A 25,919-nucleotide genomic window follows, 5' to 3' on the forward strand; every position below is an offset into this window, starting at 1 on the left:
CCTCTTTCTTTATATGATATGGGGTTAACCTGGGTTATCAGATGCAGTCTTGTCCTTTTTGTACGCTAGATGCAAAACGCATTCTTCGCCAAACCCATCATGCCATTGTTATTCGTGATGGCTTTCCTGTATCCAGAGGACACACATTAATCATTCCAAAACGTCACGTGAATAGTTTTTTTGAGCTTACCGATGATGAGCGCGTGGATATTTTTTCATCGCTGAATGCGGCAAAAGAATACCTGGATTACGAACTCCGTCCTGATGGATACAATATCGGAATTAATGATGGTGCTGCCGCCGGTCAAACCGTACCTCATCTTCACATCCACTTGATACCACGATATAAAGGCGATCGGCCAGATCCACGCGGCGGTGTCCGTTGGGTGATTCCAAAAAATGCCGACTATTGGTCAGACAGGGAAGATGCAGTATCGTGATCTGGTTGACCGAATATGAGCGTCAGTTCACCAGATTGCGCATGAACCAATCGGGCGGCCATGCCAGTCCCCACAAGCTATGCATGCTGCTGGCTGTATTGGATTTATTCGAGGGAAACGCAATCACTCGTAACCGGATTCACTTTGATGAATCGTTGCGCGAATATTTTAGACGCCATTTTAACCACTATCGCGGCCCCAAGGATCGCGAAAATCCCCATCTGCCATTTTTCCACTTGCGTTCCGAGGATTTCTGGCATCATCGTATTCGTGACCGCCAAGAGGCGTCATACCAGCGGATGACGACGACGTGGGGGCCGGGGCAAATTGAAAAGCACATCGCCTATGCCTACCTGGATGAGCCCCTCTATGAATTGCTTCTACACCAGATCACCCGGGATCGACTGCGCGAGGTATTGATTGTAGAAGGCACGCGGCTGAACGGTATTCTGGGTCAAGAGTTGGAGGTGGGCGATAACACCTGGGGCTGGATAGAGTGTGAGTTGGCGGTTCATTCCTATCTGGAGATGCTTGATTATGAGTTGCAGGGTGAGACCTACCGCAAGACAGACTTCCGTAATCGATTGCTTGAGCAGCTACCGAAACGCAGTAAAGGCTCGGTAGAATACAAGCACCAAAACATCTCGGCTATCCTGATCGACTTGGGTTACCCCTATATTGCTGGTTATAAACCGGCCTTCAACTACCAGCGAATCTTGCGCGAGGTTGTCGAGGTTCATTTGGCCCATCGCCATGGCCTATTGGTTCAGCAAGCCGAGGCGTCTCTGGGAGAAGCGATTGTGCCCCGCCCCACAGCTCAGTGGGGGCGTGTTCAAGAGTCGCCTCCAGCGCCGTATGATACGCGATCTGATAAAACGGATACCAAGCGGGAGTTTATCCCGAAAAAGTACAACTTTAGTGAAAGGGAGGCCAGTAACCGTCAGTTAGGACTTGCCGGGGAAAAGTTTGTGCTCGAGTTCGAGCGGTTCCGGATGAAAATGGCAGGTAGGGAGGATCTTGTTTCTGAGATTGAATGGACCAGTCAAGAGCAGGGGGATGGAGCCGGTTACGATATCCGCTCGTTTAGGCCGGAGAGTGAGGAAGAGCTCTTTATCGAGGTCAAGACGACCAACGGTGGAAAGTACCAGCCGTTTCTTATATCGGAGAACGAAGTAGAATTTTCCAAGGCGCGTGCCGAAGACTTTGCCCTCTATAGGGTGTTCGAATTCAGAAAAATGCCCCGGCTCTTTGTATTGGAAGGTAATTTAGGTGCCCAAGTAAATCTTAGCCCTCAGTTGTATAAGGCTTGGTGGTGAGGCTGTCCTTCAGTCTTCCTACAGTTCTGTGAGAGGTTGGCGATGAAATTTCTCTCGCCTATTCACCTTTCGAAATTTTAGCTTATGCATTGGTAGATCTTTTTGATCTTCAAGATGAGCTAGCTATCTCTTATGTCAGGGAAATTAATATTGATGATGCTTTCGAGTTACTGTGCCGCTGTATTTAGTATTCATTATTGATGGACGCTCAATTTTATTAAATGCGGAGGTATTTTATGCGAATTACTGCTTCTCAAATTGTTAACTGGGCTAATACTCAAGCGAAAGAGTCCCAAGAAAATCTTCCAAGGCTTATTCGACGACTTTGTTTCGACCCTACGCTAACCAAGCAGATAGCATTCCCCTCGGGTGATTCCACATTTGTTCCTGGTTGGGATGGCGTGACCACCACTGTAAAAGGAAACGCTTGGGTGCCGCCAGGTGATGCTCGCTGGGAAATTGGATGCGATCAAGATATTCGATCGAAAGCCAACGGAGATTACATAAAGCGAACAAATGAAACAGATGAGACAATAAGAATAAATTCTACATTTATATTTGTTACCCCTCGGCGATGGATCCAAAAGGTGGACTGGATTAAAACTATGCTTGCTGAAGGAAGATGGGGGGATGTTCGGGCGTATGATGCCGATGACCTGGAACAATGGCTAGAACAAACACCAGCTGTGGCCTTACAGTTTTCGGAAGAACTCGGTTTGGCTGGATGGGGTGTCATGAGCCCTTGGCGATATTGGGAGAGCTGGTCATGTCAATGTGCTCCTCCGATCCTGCCAGATGCATTTATCGGTGACCGCAATCAAATTAAAGATAACTTAAAGGAAAAAATAAGCAAAGCCATATCTCAGGTACAAACTCCGCAGACTATAGTTATTAGAGCAGATAGTGTTGAAGAAGCGGCAGCATTTGCAGCAGTAACCTTACTTGAAACTGTTGAAGCATCATGTCACACGCTGGTAGTGACAGAATCTCAAGGATGGGGCTTTGTGGAGGCGAACACACAGCTACGAATTGCAGTAGCAGTCAATGGAAAGGTGGCTTCCGATGCTATAGTTAGAGAAGGCTTGTTGGTTGTGTTGCCGCATGCTTTAGGAGACATTGCAGAGAAAATCAGTGGTGCGGAAATTGTACTCGAAAGACCAGATATCTACGAGTTTGAAAAATCGCTGGTCTCTATAGGCATGGAAGAATCAGATGCTAAGCGATTTGCAGCTAGTTCAGGGAGATCATAGACAGTTTTTCGTCGCCAACTGTCGACAAATCCATCATTAAAAAACCCCGTATGGTTGGAATCCACCAAGCCGGAAAGCCTATCAGTTCTATGTTTGATTAATGCGTGGAATGATCGCAAGGAGGACGATAGGAGAATTGTTGAGCGGATTACTGGACGAGATTACGAAAAAGTCGAGAGAGATCTGCGTCAACTTTCTTCTCAAGACGATTCACCAGTTTTGCACATTGGGAGCGTCTGGAAGGCTAAATCAGCTTTAGAACTCCTAAGTATTTTTGGAGGAAGAATACCATCTGATCAGCTTGATCGTTTTTTTGATGTGGCAAGGGAAATGCTGTCTACCCCTGATCCCCAGTTGGATCTGCCTGATGAGGAACGATGGATGGCTCAAGTGCATGGGAAGACCCACCCGTACTCTGGGCTGCTTTTTGAATCTGTATGCGACTCCTTGGTGAAACTAGCTGTTCGGGGTTCCGAAGACTCCGAGCTTCGAGCCTTGAATGTTGAGGAACGAGTATCTCGATTTGTTGATGAATTGTTTGATAGTGCAGATGAAGTGCGATGGCTATCCTTAGCTTCATATCTGCCAACACTTGCGGAAGCTGCACCAGACGCGTTTTTGAAGGCAATTGAGACAAGTCTCATATCAGAAGAAAAGTCAGTCACGAGATTAATTACAGAAACCGGTGATTCAGGCGGCTTAATAGGGCGCTGTTGGCATTCAGGCTTATTGTGGGCGCTGGAGAAGCTGGCTTGGTCACCGCGAAGACTCGCACGAGTTGCTTTGATTCTCGCCAAGCTTACACACGTTCCCATGAAAGGTAACTGGGGGAATAAACCAAGTTCGAGTCTACTAGGTATATTTCGGTCATGGCTTCCTCAAACCTCCACGGATTTGGGGGGACGAATACAAGTGTTAGATCTCTTAATCGAGAAGGAACCAGAAGCAGCGTATCAACTCTTGGAAAAACTTTTGACCAAAGGGCATCATATGGCTTCACCAGCTAATCGTCCTGATTGGCGAGATGAGGATGCTGGAGCTGGGCATGGAGTTTCTACTTACGAACACTATGAAATGCTAATTGCCGCGAAGGAACGCTTGCTAAGGATAGCTGATCACAGAGCAGAGTGCATCGCTTCCCTTGTAAAAAATACAATTCTTGGAAATCGCGCGGAACTGCACGGTGTCTTGCCACTGATACAGCCAATCTTGGAAGAGGATGACAATGATGGTGACCGTGAAAAAATACGCGCTTCATTGAGAAATATTATTCATTGGCATCGCAACTATGATGATGCCGATCAAGCAGATCTTAATGATTGGTTAGGGCCAATAGAGTCATATTATGAGCAGCTTGCACCAAGAGATATCGTGGTCCGCCACCGCTGGCTATTCGATAACCACTGGGTAGAGCTTCCATATAAAGATCACAATGATGGATACAAAGAACGGCAAGATATGCTCAGTCAAGAAAGGATATCTGCAGTCAATGAGATTTTCACGACAGTGGGGGATGCGGGGTTAGATAACCTTATAGGGACCTGCGGTGAGCCTGGCACTGTTGGTGAAGTGTTTTCACAGGCCTCATGGAGTGGATTCTCATGGCCGGATTGGATTATTGAGAAAGGGGGGGATTTCACTCAGAGTTCTCAAGTCAGTAGGTGCTTGTCAAAGTATCTACGAATGCTCTCGCCTGAAAAAGCAGCTGAATTACTCGAAAGCGTTGTTGCGCTTGGCAAAGATCAACGTTGGGAACAAGAGAAGTTTGCTCGATTTTTAGTGTTGGCACGGGCAGATAAACAAACATGGGATGTGCTTGACTTATGTGGCGAAGAAATAAAAGCCCGCTACTGGCAACTGGTAACGCCTCAGCAGTGGGTGAATGATGAAGATACTGAGTTCGTTTTAGACCAAATGCTTATAGCAGAAAGGCCACTCACAGCACTGCAATATTGCCAATACTCCATAGGTAAGACATCTGCGAAACAACTCTACGACTTATTGCGACTGGTCCTGCAGGGAAAGGAAGTTGATGGTCCAAGAATAAATTCATGGCACTTGGGTGAAATGCTAAAGCATATGGAAAACTCTGGTGAAATTGAACGAATGGATCTTGTGCGGTTAGAGTTTGGTCTTTTTCCAGCACTTGGATATGGGAACGAAGAAGATGCGGAATTATTATTTGAAGCAGTTATGACCGAGCCAGAACTTTTTAACGAGTTGATTTGTTTAGTATATAAACCTGCACATGGAGAGGTTGAGGAGCCGACTGATGCTTCTCGTATGGCTGCTGAAACGGCTTGGGAGATCTTGCGGAGGTGCAAAAGAATCCCCGGATTACAAGATGACGGCACCATCAATGAGGCCACGATGTTGGAATTCATTGATGCAGTCCGAAAACAAGGCCAAGTTGACGACAGGTTAAGTGTGTGCGAAGAAACTTTGGGCGAAATTCTCGCTCATTGTAATTCTGATGAAGATGGTACGTGGCCAATGACCTCGGTCGCCAAGTTGCTTGATCGATCGGAGCTGGATCAGATGCGAAGGGGGTTTGTAATTGGTACCCACAACAAGAGAGGAACTACCAGTCGTTCGCCTTGTGAAGGGGGTGCACAGGAACGTGACTTGGCGCAGTATTACAGAGAACAGGCAGAAAAGTTTCAATATGTATATCCAAATGTTAGTGAGATGCTTGAAGGCATTGCCAGAAGTTATGAATCTGATGCGAGACGTGAAGACTATGAAGCGGGGCTAAGAAAGGAAGGGTTTTGAAAGAGGCGATAACTGGAACCAAGATTCACTTATGATAGACCGCGCAATAACGGGACACCAAGATTCAATTAGATCCGAAGAAGGCTCGTTTAATGGCAAGGACATTCGGAAATCTACTTACTTCCCAACTTAGCGACCCCACTTAGATTAAAGCTGATCGTAACAGCCGTACGATTCGCAATGCGAGGCAGCTAAAGAAGCGTTCCTGAGAACACTAAAATGCCACAAAACATAGGCATATAATCACGTAAGCCTAGGTAATGTGACATGCGAGCATCCTCAGACACCAAAATGCAGCAAGTGGTGGCCTATCTAAAGGCCCACTCCGTGGTTCGGCCCAGGGATATGGACCGGCTTTGCTTACCGCGCTCCTATCTTAATCGTCTGGCTAATCAAGGTGTTATTGAGAAAATTGGCCGTGGCCTGTACCAGTGGCCCGAGAAGGATCTTGGGCGTTTTCACTCCCTGGTCGAGGTCGCCAAGCAGGCCCCCAGGTCGGTTGTGGCGCTGCTGTCGGCGCTAAGTTTCCATGACCTGACCACCCAAAACCCCAGCAAGATTTGGCTGGCTATCGACCGCAAGGCTTGGCGACCCGAGATCAGCTACCCTCCGGTGCGCTTTGTTACCATGTCGGGCGAAGCGCTTCGGGCCGGTGTGGAGAGTCACGATATTGGGGGTGTGGAGATCAAGGTCTTCACCCCCGCCAAAACCGTGGCCGATTGCTTCAAGTACCGTAATAAAATCGGCCTGGATGTTGATCTGGAGGCCCTGCGCGAGGGGTGGTCTGGTCGCAAATTCACCATGGACGAGCTAATGCGCTATGCGGAGATCTGCCGTGTAAAGAAAGTGATCCAACCCTATCTGGAGAGCCTGGTGTGATGGAGGGAGCCTGCTGATGCCCAAGGATATGGCAGCCTCGGTTAGGGCACGACTGCTGATGCTGGCCCGTGTACGGGGCGAGGTTTCGACTATGTGCTGTCCCGGGATCGACCAAGACCCCCGCATTCCCTGGGACCCGAGCACTGGCCATCACCTACAGTCTAATCTGGCTGGAAACAAAAGGCGCGTACCCGGTTTCATGCGCGATGTGCTTCTACCGGCAACCCTGCACCGGCGGGGGAGTCTTCAACTATTTCGACAACCAGAGACCTGATCAGTTATCTGTTGTAGACTGAGCGACAGAAATAAATCCTCTAGAAACACGATAACATATTGATTTTATTGTCATGGCGAGCTCAGAACAGCTAAAAGCTCTTATTAAGTCGCATCTCTCCGGGGATGATGACCGCTTTTTGTCTGTCGCATTGCAGGTGGCGGCCCATGAGGCGAAGATCGGTCATGGCAAGTTGGCCATTGAACTCCGCGATCTGGTTGAAAAGGCCAGGAAAAGCAAAAAGTTGCAATCTGTCCCGGTCTCCATCGCCAAGGGGGTGAAGGATGCGTCGGGGCTTCTCTACGCCACCACTCCCAGCGCCAGGCTCGCCGATCTGGTCACCACCCGGGCCATCGAAGAGCAGCTGATCCGTGTGATCCGTGAACAGCGCCACTTGGCCAAGCTGAAGAATCATGGTCTCGAACCTCGGCGCAGGCTTCTTTTAGTGGGCGCACCCGGTACGGGGAAGACCTTCACCGCCTCGGTGCTGGCCGGGGAGCTTGGATACCCGCTGTTTCAGGTTCGGCTGGATGCGGTTATCACCAAGTTTATGGGAGAGTCCTCCGCCAAGCTGCGTCAGATATTCGATGCCATCCGAGAGGTGCGCGGTGTCTACTTCTTCGACGAGTTTGATGCCCTCGGCAGCCAGCGTTCCTCATCCAATGATGTGGGTGAGGCGCGGCGCATCCTCAACAGCTTTCTGCAGATGATCGAGCAGGATGACTCCAATAGTGTGATTGTCTGCGCCACCAATCATGCGCAGATGCTCGATTACGCGCTCTTCCGTCGATTCGATGATGTCATTCAATACCACCTGCCCGGCAAGGATGATATCCAACGCCTGTTCAATAACCGTCTTAAACCCTACATGGATAACTCAGTGCCGGTTGATAAGATGGCGGTACTGGCAGAGGGGTTGAGTTCTGCGGAGGTGACTCAGGCCGCACAGGACGCCATTAAGGAGATGCTCATCCATGGCCATGAAAAAGTTACACAGGATGATCTCCAGTCAGCGATAGAGGATCGCCGGAGGATGAGCCACCAAGTCCACAAGCAGGGATAATGAATGCCAGATAACATGGATGTGCGACCCCACTTTATTCTCGGCCAAACTGGTGTAGCAGAGCCTTTCACCTCCCCCTCTACTGGCGGTGATGGAGGCAAAACGGTCCCTCCTCAGAACCGTCAGCAACACGCTACATATCTCAATAACCAGCTACAAAGCCTTGTTGGACAGCAGGAAGCGATCCGCGTGGAAGCGGAAGGTTTCGATCTGGAGTCGGCAATCGGTATCCAGATTGAGTTTGAAAGCTTCCCCGACATCGAGCTGGCGGTCGCCAGTCTCGCAGACGAGCGCCAAAAGATCGAGCTGTTGAATGTAGTCCATCGGGATGACAAGACCTTCGCAACGGTTTTTGTGCCGGAGGGAAAATTGTCAGTCTTTGAAAACAAGATCCAGGCCTACCTGGAGGAGCAGACCGATAAGGCCGGTCGGCCGCGAGACAATCGAAAACTGATCGATGCCATCCAGTCGTTCCGCCGTGCGGCCGTCGAGGCGCTTTGGTCGGATGCCCAAGACCAGTTTCCTGGTGATGGTGCGATCATTTGGTGGGAGGTCTGGTTGCCTATCAGGCAAAACCGGGATGCCGTCTTGCGGGACTTCACCCGGTTAGCGCGAGGTGCCGGTATGGCGGTGTCGGAACGCGCACTGCATTTCCCGGAACGGTCCATCCTCTTGGCAAGAGGCACCAAGGGGCAACTCTCACAGAGTGGTTTGTTGTTGAATACCGTCTCCGAGCTCAGGCGGGCGAAGGAGACGGCGGCGTTCTTCGATGAGATGCCTATGGCTGAGCAACACGAATGGGCTCAAGAGCTATTGGGCCGTCTTGTTCAAATCCCTGGCGGTGACGATACGCCCTATGTCTGCGTGCTGGATACGGGTGTCAATTCGGGACATCCGTTGCTTGCCCCGTTTATCGATGCAAACGACCAGACGACAGTGGATATGAATTGGGGCGTTGCTGATGGTGATGGTCATGGTACCGGGATGGCGGGCTTGGCCGTTTGGCGGGACCTGACGGAGGCACTGGAGTCAGGTGCCGAAATCAGGGTGAATCATCGCATCGAGTCGGTCAAGGTACTGCGACACTCCGGGGATAACCAGGGGAAACATTTGGGACTGGTCACTGCAGATGGCGTATCGACCGCGGTCATCGCAAATCCTGAGCGCACCCGTGTTTACAGCATGGCGCTGTCATCTAAAGATGGACGAGATCGTGGAAGACCTTCGGCGTGGTCATCGGAAGTTGATAGCCTGACAGTGGACTATCTGGGTGAAGGCGAGATCCCAAAGTTATTTGTGGTGTGCGCGGGGAATGCCGGTGAGAATCTCAACGCAATCAGCGACTACCCCAATCACAATTTGATTCAGGATATCCATGATCCAGGCCAGTCATGGAATGCCCTGACGATTGGTGCATATACCCATAAGTATCAGGTTATCGGAGAGGCCGCAGAGGCATATAAACCTTTGGCCCCACCGGGCGGTCTCTCACCTTACAGTACAACTTCCACGACATGGAACAAACACGCTCCGATTAAGCCTGAGGTGGTGTTTGAGGGCGGCAATATCGGCCGGGATCAATACGGTTGCGCCTCGTTACCAAGTCTTAGTCTGCTTACGACGCATTACCAGCCTGTCGAAAGACTATTTACTCCAATGAATGCTACCAGCGCGGCAACCGCGCTGGCGGGGAATTTTGCCGCCGAGGTTCTTGCTCAGTATCCAGGGCTCTGGCCCGAGACCGTACGGGCGCTGATGGTCCACTCCGCTGAATGGACGGATGAGATGGTCAATCAGTTTAACCATGGGACTACGCCCAGGGCGCAGGCTCAACATCGTGTACGATGCGTTGGCTTTGGTGTCCCCAATATTGATCGGGCGTTGTGGAGCCTGAACAATTCGCTCTCGCTTATCGTGGAGGATGCACTCTATCCATTCGAAAAACGGAATGGAAGAATCGTCACCCGTGATATGCATCTGCATGACCTGCCGTGGCCCCGAGAGTCGCTGGAGGCACTTGGGGAAACCGAAGTAGAGATGGCGGTGACGCTCTCCTACTTCATCGAACCGAACCCTTCAAACCGCGGAGTCAGTGGCAAGTACAGCTATCAAAGTCACAATCTGCGTTTCGACGTGAAACGCCCGCTGGAATCTGTTGACGATTTCCGCAAGCGTATCAATCGCCAAGCCAGGGCAGCGGAAGAAGGCTCAGGCGGTGGACCTGCTGATCCAGACTGGCTGCTCGGGTCACAGTTCAGGCATAAAGGTTCGATCCATAAAGACGTCTGGAAGGGTAAGGCGGTTGAATTGGCGGAACGCGGACAATTGTCGATATACCCGGCTATGGGATGGTGGCGTACCCGGACAAAACTAGAGCGGTATGACAAGGCAGCTCGCTATTCTTTGGTGGTATCTATTGCCGTGCCCGGTGTTGAAGTTGATATCTATACGGAAGTGCTCAATCAGGTTGAAATCGCAACCGCTGTTGAAGTGTGAAACCTGATGGTGACGGGCATTTGCCGATATCCATCTAGAAATGCCTGGAACATCACTCCGTGTTCTTCGTACTGAGCTGCAGTTGCCCCGATTTCGCAGCTTTCACGAATGAGTTCTTTAAGTGGCCGGTTTCTGATCTCTTCGTTAAACAGCTGTTCCAGGTGTTCATGAGTATCCGGTCCAACTATCTGCCGCACATCTCTTCCCAACAGATACGCTGATCCGCATTCAGGCACCCAATCATATCGTTCCATCATGGCTTGTTGGTCGTACATCCGGTCTCGAATTACCGGGATTTCCTGGTAGTTGGCGCAGAGATAGAGAAAATCCTTTGCATCGTTCGGGCGTTTCTCATGTTCTCGTTCAGTCCAGGAAATCAATTTTAGAAGCGCCAGCCCGACGGGTGACGCGACTACAATATCAGTATTCGGGGAGTCGTTGATCCTAACCTGTAGGGTATGGCTATATGCTTCGGTGAAGCCGAGGATATTCATAACAACATCGCCTTTTGGCGGCCAGGCGACGGCTTTACCGTTGCTGGATAATGGACCAAATGGAACCAGGTCGACCCAGCCTCCCCAACTCGTGCTGAGGCGGTGCACCGTCTTGGTTTCATAAAACCCCAATTCCAGAAGTCGGTTTTTCAAAGCTTCAAATGCCGACCAGTCAGGTATCTGTATAGCAAAGTCGAGATCCTGGGTGGCCCGACTGACCGGGGCACCATAGTAAAGATGGAGTACCAGATCCCGGGCGGTAGCGCCGATCACGAAAAACGGGATGCCCAGTCTTCTGGCGGCATTCGCCACCACCTGCAGAACAGTGAGGGTGCCGGGATCAACCTTGTCGGATATGTCGAGCGATGTACTCGTCATAGATCATCCCCGCTGCTTCCAGGTTTCTTGGGTCGGCTGTCGCAATCAGATCGGCATAGGCCAGTACCGGCGGCACTAGGCCCGGTTTGGCAGGATCCAAAAAGGGCAATGCCGTATCTTGCCAAAACGTCTGGTACAGCCTGACGGTGCCGGTTTCCTCAAACACCGCCGCTTGTGCGGCTCGCAGGCGGGTTCGAGCCAAAAACTTGCTCTTGGCCTCTATTGGCAAATAGAGAGTGACGACTGCTGGTTTTAAATAATGTGTGTAGTGTGCTGCAGCAACTTCCCCGCCCCAGTAGCCGTGAAACTCCTGAACGTCGAAGTCCTGCCACCAGTAAGGATCTTCAGCGTGGAAGTCGCCGATATGTGCTTTCGGGCGGAGTTTCTCCGGATAGGTCTCTACCCACCGGTTGAGTAGCCGTTTGTAATCGACGAGTTCCCGGCGTTTGTCTTTTCCATACTCAAAAATAAAGCCTGCGGCTTTGAGTCCGCTGATAACACCACCCGCCGTTCCCAGGGCGACTCCCGCAACATCCGCAATTTCCCGGTAGGGTGCCGCAACCAGTTCCGGGCGACAAAGAAACGCGAATACGACCTTGAGTCCGGTTCGGTCAAAGGCGCGGTTGGTATCCTCTTTGGTTTTCTCCTTCCGCTTTGGCTGACGTCTCCCTGTTACCAGGATGTAGACAGGGGGTATGTCCAAGTAGGCGTTTCCTACGGTGTCTATGAATTGAACATGTTGCTCGCGCAATTTCTCAGCCATGTTGGGGTTTATATAGTCAGCGACCAGCAACCCCTTCATGGGTAGCGCCTGTACCTGATTGATCAGGGCACCCAGATTGGCTTGTGGCGCCCAGCGCTTGATTTCAGCGGCAAGGCGTTCCTTGCGTCCCTTGATCGTCAGCACGGCGTCGATCTCCCGTAGGCCAGCCTTGCCCCGGAGTTTATCGATACGCAGACGCAGGCCGGTTTCCCGGGCGACGGTCTCGATCGCCCGGTTCAGTATGGCCTCTTCTGTCTGGTGCGCATCTGTATCATCGTACATAATTGGCGAATGTACATTAATAATGAACGCTAATCAATAATGAACAATAGTCCCTGAAGTAGTAAGTATCGTTCATGAATAAATGGTGTACATTATTAATGTACATGGATATAAAATGAACAATTGTTTTCTTGAGCTCTTGGTGCCCCGAAAGCAGTATGCCAAGGAGCGGCATCCTCGCCGCGATGGTTGAGGTGGATGGCATTGCGGGCTGATGGGATAGGCATTCTTATGCCGGGCGATGAACGAGTGCTTTACTTCGTTTGTGGTGCAAAGAATGCCGTGGCTTTTTTAAGATATCCCGCTCCATTTCAAGGTGTTTCACCTGGGCCTTCAGCTTTCTGATCTCTTTCTGCTCCGGCGTCAGCTGGTCATTGCCGCGAGTCAGTCATGTTTTTATTTGCTTAAGCCGTTTATTGATTTGGATGAGTTCGAAAGCCCTTGGGTCAAAAGCTCCACCCAACCACTCCATCAGGCTTTCATGTTCTTCATGCTGTGGATCTTCCATTGCGTTGAGGAACTCGAAGTAACCACCCAAGCCACCCACATCTTCCGGTGGGCATGCCATTTCGCCACCGATGCAGACCACACCAGGCCATGCCGATGTCAATGGCAGCCTGTTTTCAAGGGTGATTGTCTGCCACCAGCTATCACCGTAGTCGTAGAGATATTCAAATCGTCTTTTTCGCCCCAATACGGTCTGGATGTTGCTCTGGAGGCCCTGCGCGATGGGTGGTCCGCTCGCAATTTCACCATGGACGAGCTGATGCGCTATGTGGAGATCTGCCGTGTAAAGAAAGTGATGCAGCCCTATCTGCAGAGTCTGGTGTGATGGGGAGAACCTGCTGATGCCTGTCAATACACGCGAAAGCGTATATATTTTCTAATACCTGCAATCGCGTGTAAAACGGCGTCGAGACTTCCGGCACGGAGAAGCCCATCATGCTGTTTCATTCCCCGAAAGACCTGGCGGCATACTACCGGGACCAGCGTAAGGCGCGTGGCCTGTCCCAAACCGAAGTAGCGGAGGAGGGTGTGGTTCGCCAGGATACCGTCTCCAAGTTTGAAACCCGGCCCGATAACGTGCGCCTGGAAACCCTGTTTCGACTCCTTTCCGCATTGGACCTCGAGGTGCATCTCGTGCCGAAAGGTGAATCTGATGTCGAAGGGGATAAGGATCAGTGGAGTGAGCCGTGGTGAGCAAGACCCGGTCGCTGGGTGTCTGGATGAACGGCATCCAGGTTGGTGAACTCACCAAGAGTGCCACCGGGGCACTGGCCTTTACCTACAGCTTAAACTGGCTGGAGACCAAAGGGGCGCGCCCGGTTTCACTCTCGATGCGCTTGAGCCGGCAACCCTACATCGGTGAGGTTGTCTTCAACTATTTTGACAACCTGCTGCCGGACAATCCGCTAATCCGTGAACGGATCCAGGCACGATTCGAGGCGGTGACTTCACTCCCGTTCGATATGTTGGCGGCGATTGGAATGGGTCGTGTGGGCGCGTTGCAAATCATTCCGAGCGATGAGTCCCCACCCGATGTGCGTTGCATCAAGGGGGCGCCGCCGACCGATGGGCAATTTGTGCGGTTGCTGAACAACTACCGAAACGCACCCCTGGGTATGAATGCAGAGAATGGCGATGACTCTCGAATCTCCGTTGAGCGGGCGTAACCGCCACTATCGTTGGGCAAATATCCAGCCGCGGCACTTCAGCATTACAGCCAGGCGGGTAGGCTTCAATGAAAAGACGGCACAACAGCTGTTTGTCGAGATGATGGATTCGGTGGATGAGGTTATCGGGCGGGTATCGGGCCTGATACCGGGGGATTTTCCGGATCACATTGTCGGTCCGGTTTTCGATGGTATGCGAAGCGTGCGTGACCGTTCGGTCGCATGATGGGCTTAAGCTCCGGACCAGAGGCTTCGTCAGGCGTTGCCGGGACGATTGGATTGGAACCTGTTGGGAGGTGTGGGCGGCTTAAAGTTTGCTGTCTGAGATACGGTAATATGCACATCGTGGATGTCATGCGCTAACCTTATTCCCTGTCAGAGCCCACGGGTGCAGCGTGCCCATGAGTGCCTTATTGACGTTGATTACAGCGAGTAAGTATGGATTGCGTCGTTCCCGGTTCTTCCATTACCCTGCGTGCCGAGAACGGCATCGGCGCTTTCAATATGATCCGGTGGCGGTGGATGCGCAAGCTTATCCGCCCTATGCGTACTAAACACCATCCCAGGTAATCTGAACCACCCATGAATACCAAGAAAATCATCCTCCGCATCCTGATCATCCTGCTGCTTCTGATCCCGTTGACCCTGATCGGCATCCTGATGTCGCTCGACTTTAACCAGTACAAGCCCCAGGTGATGGCGCAGGTGGAGGCGCTGACCGGCCGCAAAATGACCATCGACGGGGAGCTGGAGCTGTCGATCTCGCTCCGCCCCAGTATCGAGGTCAATGGGGCGTCGCTCGCCAATGCGCCCTGGAGTTCGACGGAGCAGATGGCTTCTATCGGCCAGTTGTCGATGCAGGTGGAGTTGCTGCCGTTGCTGACCGGGGATGTCCGGGTAACCCGGCTGATCGTGCGGCAGGCCGATATCCTCCTTGAGAGCAGCGCCGAGGGGGAGGCCAACTGGCAGTTCACGAAAAGTGATCCCGGTGAGGCCGCACAATCCGCTGGCGTCGCCCTTCCGGAGGTTAAGGATTTACTGATCGAGGATGCACGAATCCGTTTTCTCCCGGCAGCGGGTGATGCCGTGGAGGTCTCCATCGACCGGCTGCAAGCCTCGGCCGACAGCCTGGGTGCTCCACTGGCCCTGGCCTTTGAGGGCGTTTACAACGGCGAGCCTGTGGTCGTGGAGGGTGAACTGGAGAGTCTGGCGGCGATCGTCTCCGGGGGTGATCTGCGGTTCGATCTGCAGCTCGCGCTTGCTGGGCGGAAGGTGCAGTGGCAGGGGGAGGGCAAAGTTGCTGATGCTCTGTCCCGTATCACTCTGGAGCGACTCCAGCTCAGCCACGGCGAGGATGTACTCACCGGTACACTGATGTTCGACCGGCTCGCACAACCACCCCTTCTGGAGGCGACCCTGACCACCGAGCGGATCGACCTGCGTAGCGAGAAGACGGAGGCGGATAAACAGGACGCCAGTCGCAAGCTCTTCTCTACCGCGTCACTGCCGTTGGATGGGCTGCAGGGTCTCGCAGCCGATGTGCGCTTCAGCAGCAAGCAGGTATTGGCTAATCGCTATACGCTGAACGATCTGGATGCCACCCTGCGGCTCGAGGACGGTGTCCTCACCGTCCAGCCGCTGACACTGTTGGCGGGCGGTGGTCCGCTCACCGGAAGTGCCGTGTTGAACGGCAGTCGCAGTCCTGCCGCGCTGGAGCTGCGGCTGAAAGGAAAGGATGTGTTGTTGGAGACGCTGTTGCGCGGTTCCGCCAAGGAGGCACCGATGCAGCGGGGGTCGGCCTCGATCGATATCGACCTGAAGGCACGGGGGGATTCCGTCGCCGCCCTGATGGGTGGTCTGAACGGCCGGCTGTTGATCAGCGTGGGCGAAGGCAGAATCAACAACCGCTACCTCGATCTGGTGGGCGGCGATCTGTTGAACCAGCTGTTTGCCGCGCTCAACCCGGCAGCCGGGAGTGAACCCTATACATCAATGGAGTGTGCCGTGGTCAATCTCCGCTTCAACAACGGCGTGGCCGAATACGACAAGCGGATCGCCATGCTGACCCGGCAGATGAGTATCGTCAGCGCCGGTACCATCGATCTGAAAAACGAGCAGCTGGACGTGGGGTTCAAGCCGATGCCCCGGGGTGACACCAAGGACCTGGGGATTACCGCCGGTGACCTGGTCAATGCGGCCCGCCTCAAGGGGCCGCTCAGCAAGCCGGAGCTGGGGCTGGATGCCAAGGGTACTGCCAAGGCCGGCCTGACACTCTACGGCGCGATCGCCACTGGCGGCGCCTCCCTGCTGCTGGAGGGGCTCTGGAACAAGGCGACTGCCGATGAGAATCCTTGCCGCACCGCCCTGAACGGGGGCGGCGCTGACAGCAAATCGTCGAAAAAAGGGGCCGGCGAATCGGGTGGTCTGCTGGACAAGCTGAAGGGTGTGTTCGGTAACTGATAGCCTCCCGGCAGCTAACTGCCAGAAAATCAGGATGGCGAAGGCGCCGGGAGGCCGGTCGGTATGGGGTAATCCCCCTGAGGGGGCATCCGGTCTAAACGATGGCTAGATCATAGAGTGGTTAGAGACAAAGTGGTGGATCGCTTCGTGGACTTCGTGAGCCCGCTTGGTATCCCCCTTGCCTTCCACCTTTTCCAGATAGGTCTGTAAAAACCCCAGCATCTTTCTGCATTCGCTCGGGGTGTCGGCAAACTGCTGCACCATGGCACAGACTTCAATCGGACTCATGTCGGCACCTGCCAGCAGGCCCAGGAGTTCGTCATCTGACAGGTCGCAAAAATCCGTGCAGTCTTTCAAGGTAAGCATGGTTTTATCCTCCATTGCTGATTCGTAGTGCACTGGTTTTGTGCAGTTTCAATGGTATGCACCAAGGTAGGATGTCTGTTGTTATCATTTAACATCCGGCAAAACACCTAACCCATTGATTGCACGTACCTCGCCAAGACTTCCGACGAGGCTGGATAAAGTTGCAGCAGAAATCAGGCCAGTCATGGCACGGTAACAGCGGGCAGGCAGGAAGAATTATTGCGGACTACTGTTCCGCAGATCCGGCAGTTCATGATTTACCCGGGTATCGTAGATGATCGATGTCTCGATGCGGGTGACGCCGGGGCGGTTGGTGAACTGGTCCAGGGCGAGGTTTTTAAGATGCCGGGTGTCGTGCACCGCCACGTGGATCACCAGGTCGTAGCGGCCGGTGATCAGGTGGGCAGAGCGCACCTCGGGAATTTGCAGCATGTCATCCATGAACCGGTCGACGGTGCCCCGTTCGTGTTTCGCCAGCTCGATCATGAACAGCGCCTCCAGCCCGATCCCCAGGCTCGTCAGGTCCACTTCCGCATGGGTGCCGGTCAACACCCCGTTTTCCCACAGTCGCTTCATCCGCTCGTGCACGCTGGAGGGCGCCAGCCCCACCTCGGCGGCGATCTGCTTGTTGGAGAGCCGAGCATTGTTCTGCAAAAGCCTGATTATTTCGATGTCGATTCGGTCGAGTGTCATTTTGATCCCTGTTTACCGAAAACTATTTCATGGAAGTAAGTATACAGCGAGAAATATACTTATTAAATCAGTAATTGACGAATTATATTAGGTTGATATAGCGAATGTTGGGTCGAATGATCATGGGTAAGGGATTCCCGTCGGTGATTCTTCGCCATCGATCCGATCCGCGATGCGGCCACCTGAGGAGTGATGCAGATCTATGAGCAGATCAACAGATGACAAGCCGGGCTTCTCCACCCGGGCGATTCACCACGGTTACGATGCCTACGCGGGTGATGGCGCCCTGAATCCGCCGGTCTACATGAGCTCGACCTATACCTTTCCGACCGTGGCCGACGGTAGCGCACGCTTCGCCGGTGAACAGGCCGGGTATGTCTACTCCCGGGTCGGCAATCCGACCACGGCGCTGCTGGAGCAGCGCATCGCCGATCTGGAAGGTGGGGAGGCGGCGCTGGTAACGGGCTCGGGTATGGGGGCCACGGCCTCGTTGCTTTGGACCCTGCTCAAGCCGGGTGACGAGGTGATCGCGGACAAGACGCTGTACGGTTGCACCTACGCCTATTTCAATCACGGCCTGGCCCGTTTTGGGGTCAAGATCACCCACGTCGATCTGACCGAACCGGACAATCTGTCCCGGGCGATCAGCGGGAAGACCCGGCTGGTCTTCTTCGAGTCCCCGGCCAATCCCAACATGCGGCTGGTGGATATTGCCGCCGTGGCGGCCATTGCCCGATCCCATGATGCGAAAGTGGTGGTCGACAACACCTACTGCACCCCTTACCTGCAGCGCCCGCTGGAGCTGGGCGCGGACTACGTGGTGCACTCCGCCACCAAGTACCTGGGTGGACACGGCGACCTGATCGCCGGGGCCATTGTCGGCCCAAAGGAGTCGCTGGACGAGGTGCGCTTCTACGGCCTTAAGGACATGACCGGGGCGGTGCTCTCGTCCCAGGACGCCTTCCTCATCCTGCGAGGCCTGAAGACCCTGGCCCTGCGCATGGACCGGCATTGCCAGAATGCGCAAGGGATCGCTGAGTTCCTCGCGGATCACCCCAAGGTGGAGGTTTGTCACTTCCCGGGGCTGGTGTCGTTCCCGCAGCGTGAGCTGGCCGAGCGCCAGATGAGCGCGCCGGGCGGCATGGTGGCTTTTGACTTGAAAGGGGGGCTGGAGGCCGGTTGCCGATTCATGGACGCGCTGCAACTGGTCACCCGCGCGGTCAGCCTGGGTGATGCAGAGAGCCTGGCTCAGCATCCAGCCAGCATGACTCACTCGGTCTATACGCCGGAAGAGCGCGCCGCCCACCTGATCAGCGAGGGGCTGGTGCGGCTGTCGGCGGGGCTGGAGGATCTGGACGACCTGCTCGGGGATATCGACCGGGCCCTGGCCAGGGTCTGATCCCGATACAGCCCGATCGGCCAGGGGAGGTAAGTCCACGTCGGCGGTCAACCATACCTGTAGGAGCGGCTTCAGCCGCGAATGTCGCGGATAAATCCGCTCCTACAATAAGCCCCCGCTTCACGGAGTAGTGCATTCGGCCCGGGGCGGGCCTCTTACGGCCAAGTAGGATGGGCAAAGCGTAGCGTGCCCATCGCACCTGTCGGGTTACGCCTTCGGCTAACCTGACCCACTAACCGGGATGGGTCTCCTGCAGGTCAACCCCGCGTCGGTGGCCAACCATACCTGTAGGAGCGGCTTCAGCCGCGAATGTCGCGGATAAATCCGCTCCTACAATAAGCCCCCGCTTCAGGGAACAGCGCATTCGGCCCGGAACGGCGCCCCGCTGCGGAAAGCGACGCCCTTGTTCAGGTCCCGCAAAAAGTCGCCAGAACCTGCTCGTTTTCGGCGGGTGGTTCGGCATAGTTCTCCAGCCCCGGATGTGCATCGAACGGCGCCGACAGCACCTGGTGCAGCTCATCGAACAGGCTCAGATCGTCCTCATAGGCGGCATGGATGGCCCGCTCCACCTGGTGATTGCGCGGTATGAAAAGGGGGTTGGCCGCGGCCATCAGACCGGCTGCCGTTTCCCGGCCGCCGGGCTGTCGGTCGATCTGCTGCAGCCAGCGGGTCTCGAAATCGTCGAACAGGAGGGCGTCGTCGGCCTCCAGCCTCACCGCCAGTTGCCGGAAGCTCCGGGTGTAGTCCAGCCGTCTGTCCTGCAGCAGCTGCAGCCAGGCGGTCACCAGTTCCCGGTCCTCTGGGTCCGGCTGCGAGAGGCCCAGTTTCCGGCCCATCAGCGCGAAGTAGTGAGCCTCGAAGGTGGCCTGGAATTCATTCAGGCGGACCTCGTAGTCTTCCCGCTCCCCCTCAATCATCATCAGGCACTCGGCCAGCCGGGCCAGGTTCCACTGCGCCATGTGCGCCTGCCGGCCGTAGGCATAGCGACCCTGATGGTCAATGGAGCTGAATACCTTGTCGATATGGAACGTGTCGAGGAAGGCGCAGGGTCCGTAGTCCAGGGTCTCGCCGGAGATGGCGCAGTTGTCGGTATTCATAACCCCATGGATGAACCCGATCGCCATCCAGTGCGCGACCAGCCTCGCCTGGGCGGCGACCACTGCGGAGAAGAAGGTGTTGACGTGATTTTCGTCTGTCGCGCAATCCGGATAGTGGCGCTGGATGGCGTAATCGACCAGTGTTTGCAGCGCCTCGCCGTCACGCCGTGAGGCGAAGTACTCGAACGTGCCGACCCGTATATGGCTGCTGGCCACCCGGGTCAGGACCCCGCCCGGTTCCAACCAGTCACGAAACACCGGCTCGCCGGTTGCCACCGCGGCCAGGGAACGGGTGGTCGGAACCCCCAGTCGGTGCATCGCCTCGCTCAGCAGGTACTCCCGGATCACCGGCCCCAGCGGCGACTTGCCGTCGCCGTTGCGCGAGAACGGTGTTAGCCCGGAACCCTTGAGCTGGATGTCATAGCGACGGCCATCCCTGGGGCTGATTACCTCGGCCAGCAAGGCGGCGCGCCCGTCGCCCAGTCGCGGCACGAAGTTTCCGAACTGATGCCCGGCATAGGCCATGGCGATGGTCCTGCCGCCGGGCAGGGGCTCACTGCCGCTGAAGATCGCCGCCAGGCGCTCCTTGTCCCCGCCCAGCTCCTCCAGCCCGAGGTGCGCGGCCAGGCTCCCGTTCCAGGCGAGCAGGCGGGGGCTGGGGACCGGGTGGGTCCGGATCCGGGCGTAGAAATGTTCCGGCAGTTCGGCATAGCTGTTGCTGAGTTTCATACCGGGAGTTTCGCACGAATGGGCCGGCAGATATCCGTTCAAAATTCATGGGGTTTTTCAATCGAGGGGTAATAGCGGCGTCACCCCTAGAAGTTGTCCGGCAGCCAGTGGTTGTGTTCGCAGACTCAACCGGTCTCCCCGGGGTGCACTGCACCGGCGACCTGCGCGTGGCGCAGAAGCAGCTGCATGATAATTGCCAGCAGGGTAAAGCCGAGCAGCATCCAGCCCAGGTTGGTTGTCCCTTCGTGAGGCACCAGTCCCACCACCAGTCCGCCAATAGCCCCCATCAACTGCTGCAGCAGGCCCGCCACCGCGGCAGCGGCGCCGGCCAGCGCGGGAAGCACACTGACCGTGCCTGCCAGGCTGGGCGGCATGATAAACCCGTGGCCTATGCCCAGCAGCATCAGGGGCAGGGTGAAGGCAAGCGGGGTATGTATGCCGATGAAGCTCAACCACAACAACAGCCAGATACTGGCCAGCGCCAGACCCTGCCCGATGGTCATGGTGAGCGGTTCACCGAGCCGGTGGATCAGGTGGCTGGTGGCGTAGTTGCCGAAGATATAGGCGAGGGGGATAGCCGCGATGTACCAGCCGATCCCGTCCGGACCGACGCCGTAGCTGCCGAGCACGATCGGAGCGCCACCCAGGAAGACGTAGAACACCGCGGTGCTCATGCCGATCACGCCAATGTAGCCAAGGAAAATCGGGGCCCTGAGAAGTTGCCTGTAGGCGGCGAGCATCTCGCTCAGCCAGTGGCTGTCGACCCGGATCGGTTGCTTCCTGTGCACCGGCAGGCCGCGCCAGGCCGCCAGCAGCATGACCAGCGCCAGGAGGGCGGAGAGCACGAAGTTGCCCTGCCAGCCGACACTCACATGGATCTGGCCGCCGATGATGGTGCCCAGGGGCGGGCAGAGCCCCATTGCCATGCCGGTGTAAGCCATTACGCGGGTGCGCTCAGGGCCGTCGAAGAAGTCCTGCACCATGGCGCGGCCCAGCACCATGCCGGCCGCGCAGCCTGCGCCCTGCAGCGCCCGAGCGGCGATCAGCAGCGGCAGGCTGGGCGCCAGTGCGGCGAGTGCGGAACCGACGCCAGCCAGAATCAGTCCCAGCATCAGCAGGCGCTTGCGCCCATAGCGGTCGGACAGGGGGCCGTAGATCAGCTGTGCGGTGCCGTACAGCAGCAGGTAAGCGCTGAGTGTCATCTGCACCGTGGGCTGGTCTTCACCAAAGATGGCACCCCACTCCTGCATCGAGGGGATGCTGAGGGTCATCGCAATCAGCCCGAAGGCCATCTGGCCGAGCAGGTTGGGAATCAAAAAACGATGGGGCGGCAAAGCGTGGCTCATGGATACCCGGGTGTCGATGGTCGAAAGGCAGGTCGTCAGCGTAGCTTGACGATACCGGTATTTTCTCCGGGGATATCGAGCGTAACCAATGAGGCTCCCCGGTCCGGTAGCATACACGATAGCGCTTATCAGCGGTGTCTTACTGCGGCTGATAAAGAGCAGGTGATTTCGTTACAACTTGCAATTCATCTGGAGAATAATGCCAGTGATCCTTGGCTTGCGTGCCGCGCCAGTACGGAACGGCAAAAGTAGGCTATAACGCAGAGTGTGGCATACGCAATCGGGCGGGCCCGGTTCGGCCGGGTCTTTGGACAGGATGGGCAGAGGTTTGGAACGAGCGGTTCCGGCTGTCAGCACCGGGTGAGACTTTAATCATGCATATTCAGACCCCTTATCTGCTGTTCCTGGGCGATGCGCCGGATGCACTGGCGGCCAAGGTGGCCCAGGGTATTTGTGACTGGCGGCCGGAGCAGGCGATCGGGCAGTACCGGATGGCGGGCTGCCAGGCTGATCTCGGCCTTGCCGACCTCTCCCTGGAGGCGGCTGCCCGGGCCGGCGCCAGGACCCTGGTGATCGGCGTCGCCAACCGGGGCGGTGTGATCTCCGAGGCCTGGGTCGAGGTGATGCTGGATGCCCTGGATCTGGGTATGGATATCGCGGCCGGCCTGCACAACCGGCTGACCGAAATCCCGGCCCTGGCGGAGAAGGCGGCCCGGTTGGGACGCACCCTGTTCGATGTGCGCCATCCCAGGGTGCAGTTTCCGGTAGCGACCGGGGTGCGGCGCAGTGGCAAGCGGCTGCTGCCGGTGGGCACCGACTGCTCCTGTGGCAAGATGTACACCGCCCTGGCGATCGAGAGGGCGATGCGCCAGCGCGGCATGAATGCCGATTTCCGCGCCACGGGTCAGACCGGGATCCTGGTGGCCGGCGCCGGTGTGCCGGTGGATGCGGTGGTGGCGGACTTCATCTCCGGAGCGGTGGAGACCCTGGCACCGGAAAACGATCCCGATCACTGGGATATTATCGAGGGACAGGGTTCCCTGTTCCACGCCTCCTATGCCGGTGTCACCACCGGCCTGATTCACGGCGCCCAGCCGGATGCCCTGGTGCTCTGCCACGAGCCGACCCGCACCCACATGCGCGGCCTGCCCGACTTTCCGCTGCCGGAACTGGGCGAGTGCATGGAGGCGAACCTGAGAACTGCCCGCCTGACCAATCCGGATGTCCGTTTCGTGGCTATTGCGGTGAACAGTTCCAAATTGTCACCGAAACGAGCGAAGGCCTACCTGGAGGAGACCGAGGCCCGCTATGGCCTGATCACGGTAGATCCGATGAGCCAGGGGGTGGAGCGGATCGTGGACGAGTTGGCACGGTGGTAAGCCTCGACGTCAAGCGGGAGTCCTGGCCGATACGCGGCAGCTTCAGGATCTCCCGTGGCAGCAAAATACGGGCCGAGGTGGTGACGGTGGAGTTGCGTTCGGGTGAGCACCGGGGGCGGGGCGAGTGCGTCCCCTACGCCCGCTACGGCGAGAGCTGCGATAGTGTGATGGAGCAGATCGGGGGATTGCAGGGTGACCTGACAAATGGCCTGGGCCGGGTGGAGCTGCAAAAGGTCCTGCCTCCCGGCGCCGCGCGCAATGCCCTGGATTGCGCATTCTGGGACCTGGAGGCGAAGCAGGCCGGCCGGCGTGCCTGGATACTGGCCGGTATAGCGGAGATGGCTCCCCAGGTGACGGCCTACACACTTTCGCTGGATAGCCCGGAGAAGATGCAGCAGGCGGCGTTGGCGAATGCCCGGCGGCCGTTGCTGAAACTGAAGCTGTCCGGCGAGGGTGACCTGGAGCGGGTCGCGGCGGTCCGTTCCGGCGCACCCGATGCGCGCCTGATCGTGGATGCCAATGAGGGCTGGACAGCGGATCTCTACCAGGCTTTTGTCCCGGAGTTGCAGCGCCTTGGCGTAGAGATGATAGAACAACCCCTGCCGGCGGGCGCAGACGGGGTGCTGGCCCAGATGGCCCGTCCCGTCCCGGTCTGTGCCGACGAGTCGTGCCACGACCGGGCGTCGCTGGCGACGCTGGTGGGCCGCTACGACATGGTCAACATCAAACTGGACAAGAGCGGGGGTCTGACCGAGGCGCTGGCGCTGCGCCAGGCCGCCGAGGCGGTGGGGTTGCGGATCATGGTCGGTTGCATGCTTGCCACCTCCCTGGCCATGGCGCCGGCCCTGCTGGTGGCCCAGGGGGTGGCGGTGGTGGACCTGGATGGACCGCTGTTGCTGGAGCGGGACCGTCCGAACGGACTCCGTTTCGACCGGGGTATGATCCATTCGCCCGAGCCGGCCCTGTGGGGCTAGACAGTGACATTTTAATTTTATCAATTTAGAGGAGAAGCAATGAGCCGAATCGTCTATGTCAATGGAGAGTACCTGCCGGAAGAGGAGGCCAAAATATCAGTGTTTGATCGTGGCTTCCTGTTTGCCGACGGAGTCTACGAGGTTACATCGGTACTGCAGGGCCGGCTGGTGGACAATGCCGGCCACCTGGCTCGTCTGCACCGTTCGCTGTCGGAGCTGGAGATGGATGCCCCGGCGAGCGATGCCGGGATCGAGGCCATCCAGAATAGCCTGATCGAGCGCAACGGCGTGCAGGAGGGGTTGGTCTACCTGCAGGTGACCCGGGGTGCCGCTGACCGGGATTTCGCTTACCCCGAGGGGGTCAGGCCCTCCCTGGTGATGTTCACCCAGGTGAAAAATCTGCTGCAGAGTCCGCAGGCGGAGCGTGGCATCAGTGTGATCACCACCAGAGATATCCGCTGGAAGCGGCGCGACATCAAGACCGTCGGACTGCTGGCGCCGAGCATGGCGAAGATGATCGCCAAGCGGGCGGGTGCCGATGACGCCTGGCTGGTGGAATACGGCCAGGTGACCGAAGGGAGTTCCAACAACGCCTATATTGTGACCCGTAACGGCACCCTGGTGACCCGCCAACTGGGCAACGAGATCCTCGCCGGAATTACCCGCAAGGCGGTGCTGGAGCTGGCCCGGACCAGCGACCTGAAAATCGAGGAGCGAGCCTTCACCGTTCAGGAGGCGACGGATGCGGCCGAGGCTTTTATCACCTCCGCCACCACCTTCGTGATGCCGGTGGTGAGTATCGACGGCCAACCGGTGGGCGACGGCCGGCCCGGTCCCGTCACCCGGCGCCTAAGGGAACTCTACATCCGTACCGCGCTGCAGGAGATCGAACCTTAGGACGATGTGGTTCCCCGCCTGTGATCGCCACTGTCGGAATAGTACGGCGACAGATACGGCCTTTCCTGTTATCGAATGGGCCGGCCGGTCCGGCTTGCGCCAGCCGCTTGAACGGCAATTGATAACGGCAAATTATTCAATCGCGGTTGCACCCGATTTTCTGGACGGTCACTATCGATAACCACGGTGAAGAGAAGTTAACTGATCCCCTCTAGACAAATATAAGAGACCCCCCAGCTTTGCTGGGGAGGCATTAGCAGTTTGACAGTAACGGGAGTCTCATAGTAACTCCAAAGCGTGAGCCGCCAAGCAACACGCAAAGGAGAAACCATGAGACGAGTAGAAAGTTTAAGTCACACGAGGTGGGAGTGTAAGTACCATATCGTGTTCATCCCGAAATATCGTAGGAAAGTGCTTTTTGGCCAAATACGCAAAGAGCTTGGTGAAGTATTTCATCGATTGGCAAAGCAAAAGGAGAGTCTGATCGAAGAAGGTCATA

At 56.0% G+C, this 25,919-nt stretch carries 23 protein-coding genes; 16 read left to right on the top strand and 7 right to left on the bottom strand.

All coding sequences use genetic code 11. The features are described from left to right. The first annotated feature begins 41 nt into the window (after window positions 1-41). The 7 genes from A3GO_RS0117610 to A3GO_RS0117640 all read left to right on the top strand — a co-directional run bounded on the left by A3GO_RS0117610 (window position 42) and on the right by A3GO_RS0117640 (window position 10,490). On the top strand, window positions 42-440 hold the full coding sequence (locus A3GO_RS0117610) for an HIT family protein (RefSeq protein ID WP_037375878.1): 399 nt from the start codon (window positions 42-44) through the stop codon (window positions 438-440). Then, a complete protein-coding gene (locus A3GO_RS0117615; protein WP_051302574.1) occupies window positions 437-1,756 on the top strand; it encodes a protein NO VEIN domain-containing protein in 1,320 nt (439 codons plus the stop codon). The genes A3GO_RS0117610 and A3GO_RS0117615 overlap by 4 nt, the downstream gene beginning before the upstream one ends. A gap of 236 nt (window positions 1,757-1,992) precedes the next feature. Further along, entirely contained in the window at window positions 1,993-3,006 is a 1,014-nt protein-coding gene (locus A3GO_RS26240) for a hypothetical protein (RefSeq protein ID WP_157606859.1), read from the top strand. A 93-nt stretch (window positions 3,007-3,099) separates the two neighbouring features. Further along, complete coding sequence (locus A3GO_RS26245; RefSeq protein ID WP_029134524.1) at window positions 3,100-5,778, top strand: hypothetical protein; 2,679 nt, start codon at window positions 3,100-3,102, stop codon at window positions 5,776-5,778. Window positions 5,779-6,045: 267 nt separating this feature from the next. After that, on the top strand, window positions 6,046-6,657 hold the full coding sequence (locus A3GO_RS0117630) for a type IV toxin-antitoxin system AbiEi family antitoxin domain-containing protein (protein ID WP_037375880.1): 612 nt from the start codon (window positions 6,046-6,048) through the stop codon (window positions 6,655-6,657). A 347-nt stretch (window positions 6,658-7,004) separates the two neighbouring features. Next, window positions 7,005-7,994 (top strand): AAA family ATPase, encoded by a 990-nt coding sequence (locus tag A3GO_RS0117635; RefSeq protein ID WP_029134526.1) that lies wholly within the window; start codon window positions 7,005-7,007, stop codon window positions 7,992-7,994. Between the two features lie 3 nt (window positions 7,995-7,997). Then, window positions 7,998-10,490, top strand: a complete 2,493-nt coding sequence (locus A3GO_RS0117640) for a S8 family peptidase (protein ID WP_029134527.1) — start codon at window positions 7,998-8,000, stop codon at window positions 10,488-10,490. Here A3GO_RS0117640 and A3GO_RS24410 read toward each other — a convergent pair. From A3GO_RS24410 to A3GO_RS25860, 3 genes are all read right to left on the bottom strand, one after another. Then, complete coding sequence (locus A3GO_RS24410; protein WP_051302576.1) at window positions 10,457-11,362, bottom strand: nucleotidyl transferase AbiEii/AbiGii toxin family protein; 906 nt, start codon at window positions 11,360-11,362, stop codon at window positions 10,457-10,459. The genes A3GO_RS0117640 and A3GO_RS24410 overlap by 34 nt on opposite strands. Continuing rightward, the gene (locus A3GO_RS24415) at window positions 11,325-12,407 is read right to left on the bottom strand and encodes a type IV toxin-antitoxin system AbiEi family antitoxin (RefSeq protein WP_051302578.1); all 1,083 of its coding nucleotides are present in this window, start codon (window positions 12,405-12,407) and stop codon (window positions 11,325-11,327) included. Before A3GO_RS24415 ends, A3GO_RS24410 begins: the two co-directional genes overlap by 38 nt. Window positions 12,408-12,795: 388 nt before the next feature. After that, window positions 12,796-13,266 (bottom strand): plasmid pRiA4b ORF-3 family protein, encoded by a 471-nt coding sequence (locus tag A3GO_RS25860; RefSeq protein ID WP_169720423.1) that lies wholly within the window; start codon window positions 13,264-13,266, stop codon window positions 12,796-12,798. An 83-nt stretch (window positions 13,267-13,349) separates the two neighbouring features. Between A3GO_RS25860 and A3GO_RS0117660 the strand changes: the two genes are divergently transcribed. From A3GO_RS0117660 to A3GO_RS0117675, 4 genes are all read left to right on the top strand, one after another. Further along, the gene (locus tag A3GO_RS0117660; protein ID WP_029134528.1) at window positions 13,350-13,607 is read left to right on the top strand and encodes a helix-turn-helix domain-containing protein; all 258 of its coding nucleotides are present in this window, start codon (window positions 13,350-13,352) and stop codon (window positions 13,605-13,607) included. After that, window positions 13,604-14,080, top strand: coding sequence for a HipA N-terminal domain-containing protein (locus tag A3GO_RS0117665; RefSeq protein WP_245621777.1), 477 nt, complete (start codon window positions 13,604-13,606; stop codon window positions 14,078-14,080). Before A3GO_RS0117660 ends, A3GO_RS0117665 begins: the two co-directional genes overlap by 4 nt. After that, a complete protein-coding gene (locus A3GO_RS0117670) occupies window positions 14,049-14,306 on the top strand; it encodes a hypothetical protein (protein ID WP_157606861.1) in 258 nt (85 codons plus the stop codon). Before A3GO_RS0117665 ends, A3GO_RS0117670 begins: the two co-directional genes overlap by 32 nt. A gap of 356 nt (window positions 14,307-14,662) precedes the next feature. Next, window positions 14,663-16,540: an AsmA family protein gene (locus A3GO_RS0117675; protein WP_029134531.1), complete on the top strand. Its 1,878-nt coding sequence runs from the start codon at window positions 14,663-14,665 to the stop codon at window positions 16,538-16,540. A 105-nt stretch (window positions 16,541-16,645) separates the two neighbouring features. On the opposite strand, the gene A3GO_RS0117680 is transcribed toward A3GO_RS0117675, so the two are convergent. Together A3GO_RS0117680 and A3GO_RS0117685 are read right to left on the bottom strand one after the other, a co-directional pair. Next, on the bottom strand, window positions 16,646-16,906 hold the full coding sequence (locus A3GO_RS0117680) for a hypothetical protein (RefSeq protein WP_157606862.1): 261 nt from the start codon (window positions 16,904-16,906) through the stop codon (window positions 16,646-16,648). A gap of 216 nt (window positions 16,907-17,122) precedes the next feature. Then, window positions 17,123-17,599 (bottom strand): Lrp/AsnC family transcriptional regulator, encoded by a 477-nt coding sequence (locus A3GO_RS0117685; protein WP_029134533.1) that lies wholly within the window; start codon window positions 17,597-17,599, stop codon window positions 17,123-17,125. Between the two features lie 202 nt (window positions 17,600-17,801). Here A3GO_RS0117685 and A3GO_RS0117690 point away from each other — a divergent pair, with 202 nt between their 5' ends. Next, window positions 17,802-18,998: a methionine gamma-lyase gene (locus tag A3GO_RS0117690; protein WP_029134534.1), complete on the top strand. Its 1,197-nt coding sequence runs from the start codon at window positions 17,802-17,804 to the stop codon at window positions 18,996-18,998. 407 nt (window positions 18,999-19,405) lie between these two features. Here the strand turns inward: A3GO_RS0117690 and A3GO_RS0117695 are convergent, their stop codons facing one another. Continuing rightward, the gene (locus A3GO_RS0117695; protein WP_029134535.1) at window positions 19,406-20,824 is read right to left on the bottom strand and encodes a protein adenylyltransferase SelO; all 1,419 of its coding nucleotides are present in this window, start codon (window positions 20,822-20,824) and stop codon (window positions 19,406-19,408) included. Between the two features lie 125 nt (window positions 20,825-20,949). Further along, complete coding sequence (locus A3GO_RS0117700; RefSeq protein WP_157606863.1) at window positions 20,950-22,287, bottom strand: multidrug effflux MFS transporter; 1,338 nt, start codon at window positions 22,285-22,287, stop codon at window positions 20,950-20,952. A 257-nt stretch (window positions 22,288-22,544) separates the two neighbouring features. Here A3GO_RS0117700 and dgcN point away from each other — a divergent pair, with 257 nt between their 5' ends. The 4 genes from dgcN to A3GO_RS25865 form a co-directional block, all read left to right on the top strand. After that, a complete protein-coding gene (gene dgcN / locus A3GO_RS0117705) occupies window positions 22,545-23,549 on the top strand; it encodes an N-acetyltransferase DgcN (RefSeq protein ID WP_029134537.1) in 1,005 nt (334 codons plus the stop codon). Further along, the gene (gene dgcA, locus A3GO_RS0117710; RefSeq protein ID WP_029134538.1) at window positions 23,543-24,523 is read left to right on the top strand and encodes an N-acetyl-D-Glu racemase DgcA; all 981 of its coding nucleotides are present in this window, start codon (window positions 23,543-23,545) and stop codon (window positions 24,521-24,523) included. The genes dgcN and dgcA overlap by 7 nt, the downstream gene beginning before the upstream one ends. A 39-nt stretch (window positions 24,524-24,562) precedes the next feature. Continuing rightward, window positions 24,563-25,420: a D-amino-acid transaminase gene (locus A3GO_RS0117715; RefSeq protein ID WP_029134539.1), complete on the top strand. Its 858-nt coding sequence runs from the start codon at window positions 24,563-24,565 to the stop codon at window positions 25,418-25,420. Between the two features lie 330 nt (window positions 25,421-25,750). Then, window positions 25,751-25,919: transposase (locus A3GO_RS25865; protein ID WP_211245085.1), on the top strand; the 169-nt coding region annotated here is incomplete at its 3' end.

The sequence above is a fragment of the Sedimenticola selenatireducens DSM 17993 genome, from assembly GCF_000428045.1.
Lineage (GTDB): Bacteria > Pseudomonadota > Gammaproteobacteria > Chromatiales > Chromatiaceae > Sedimenticola > Sedimenticola selenatireducens.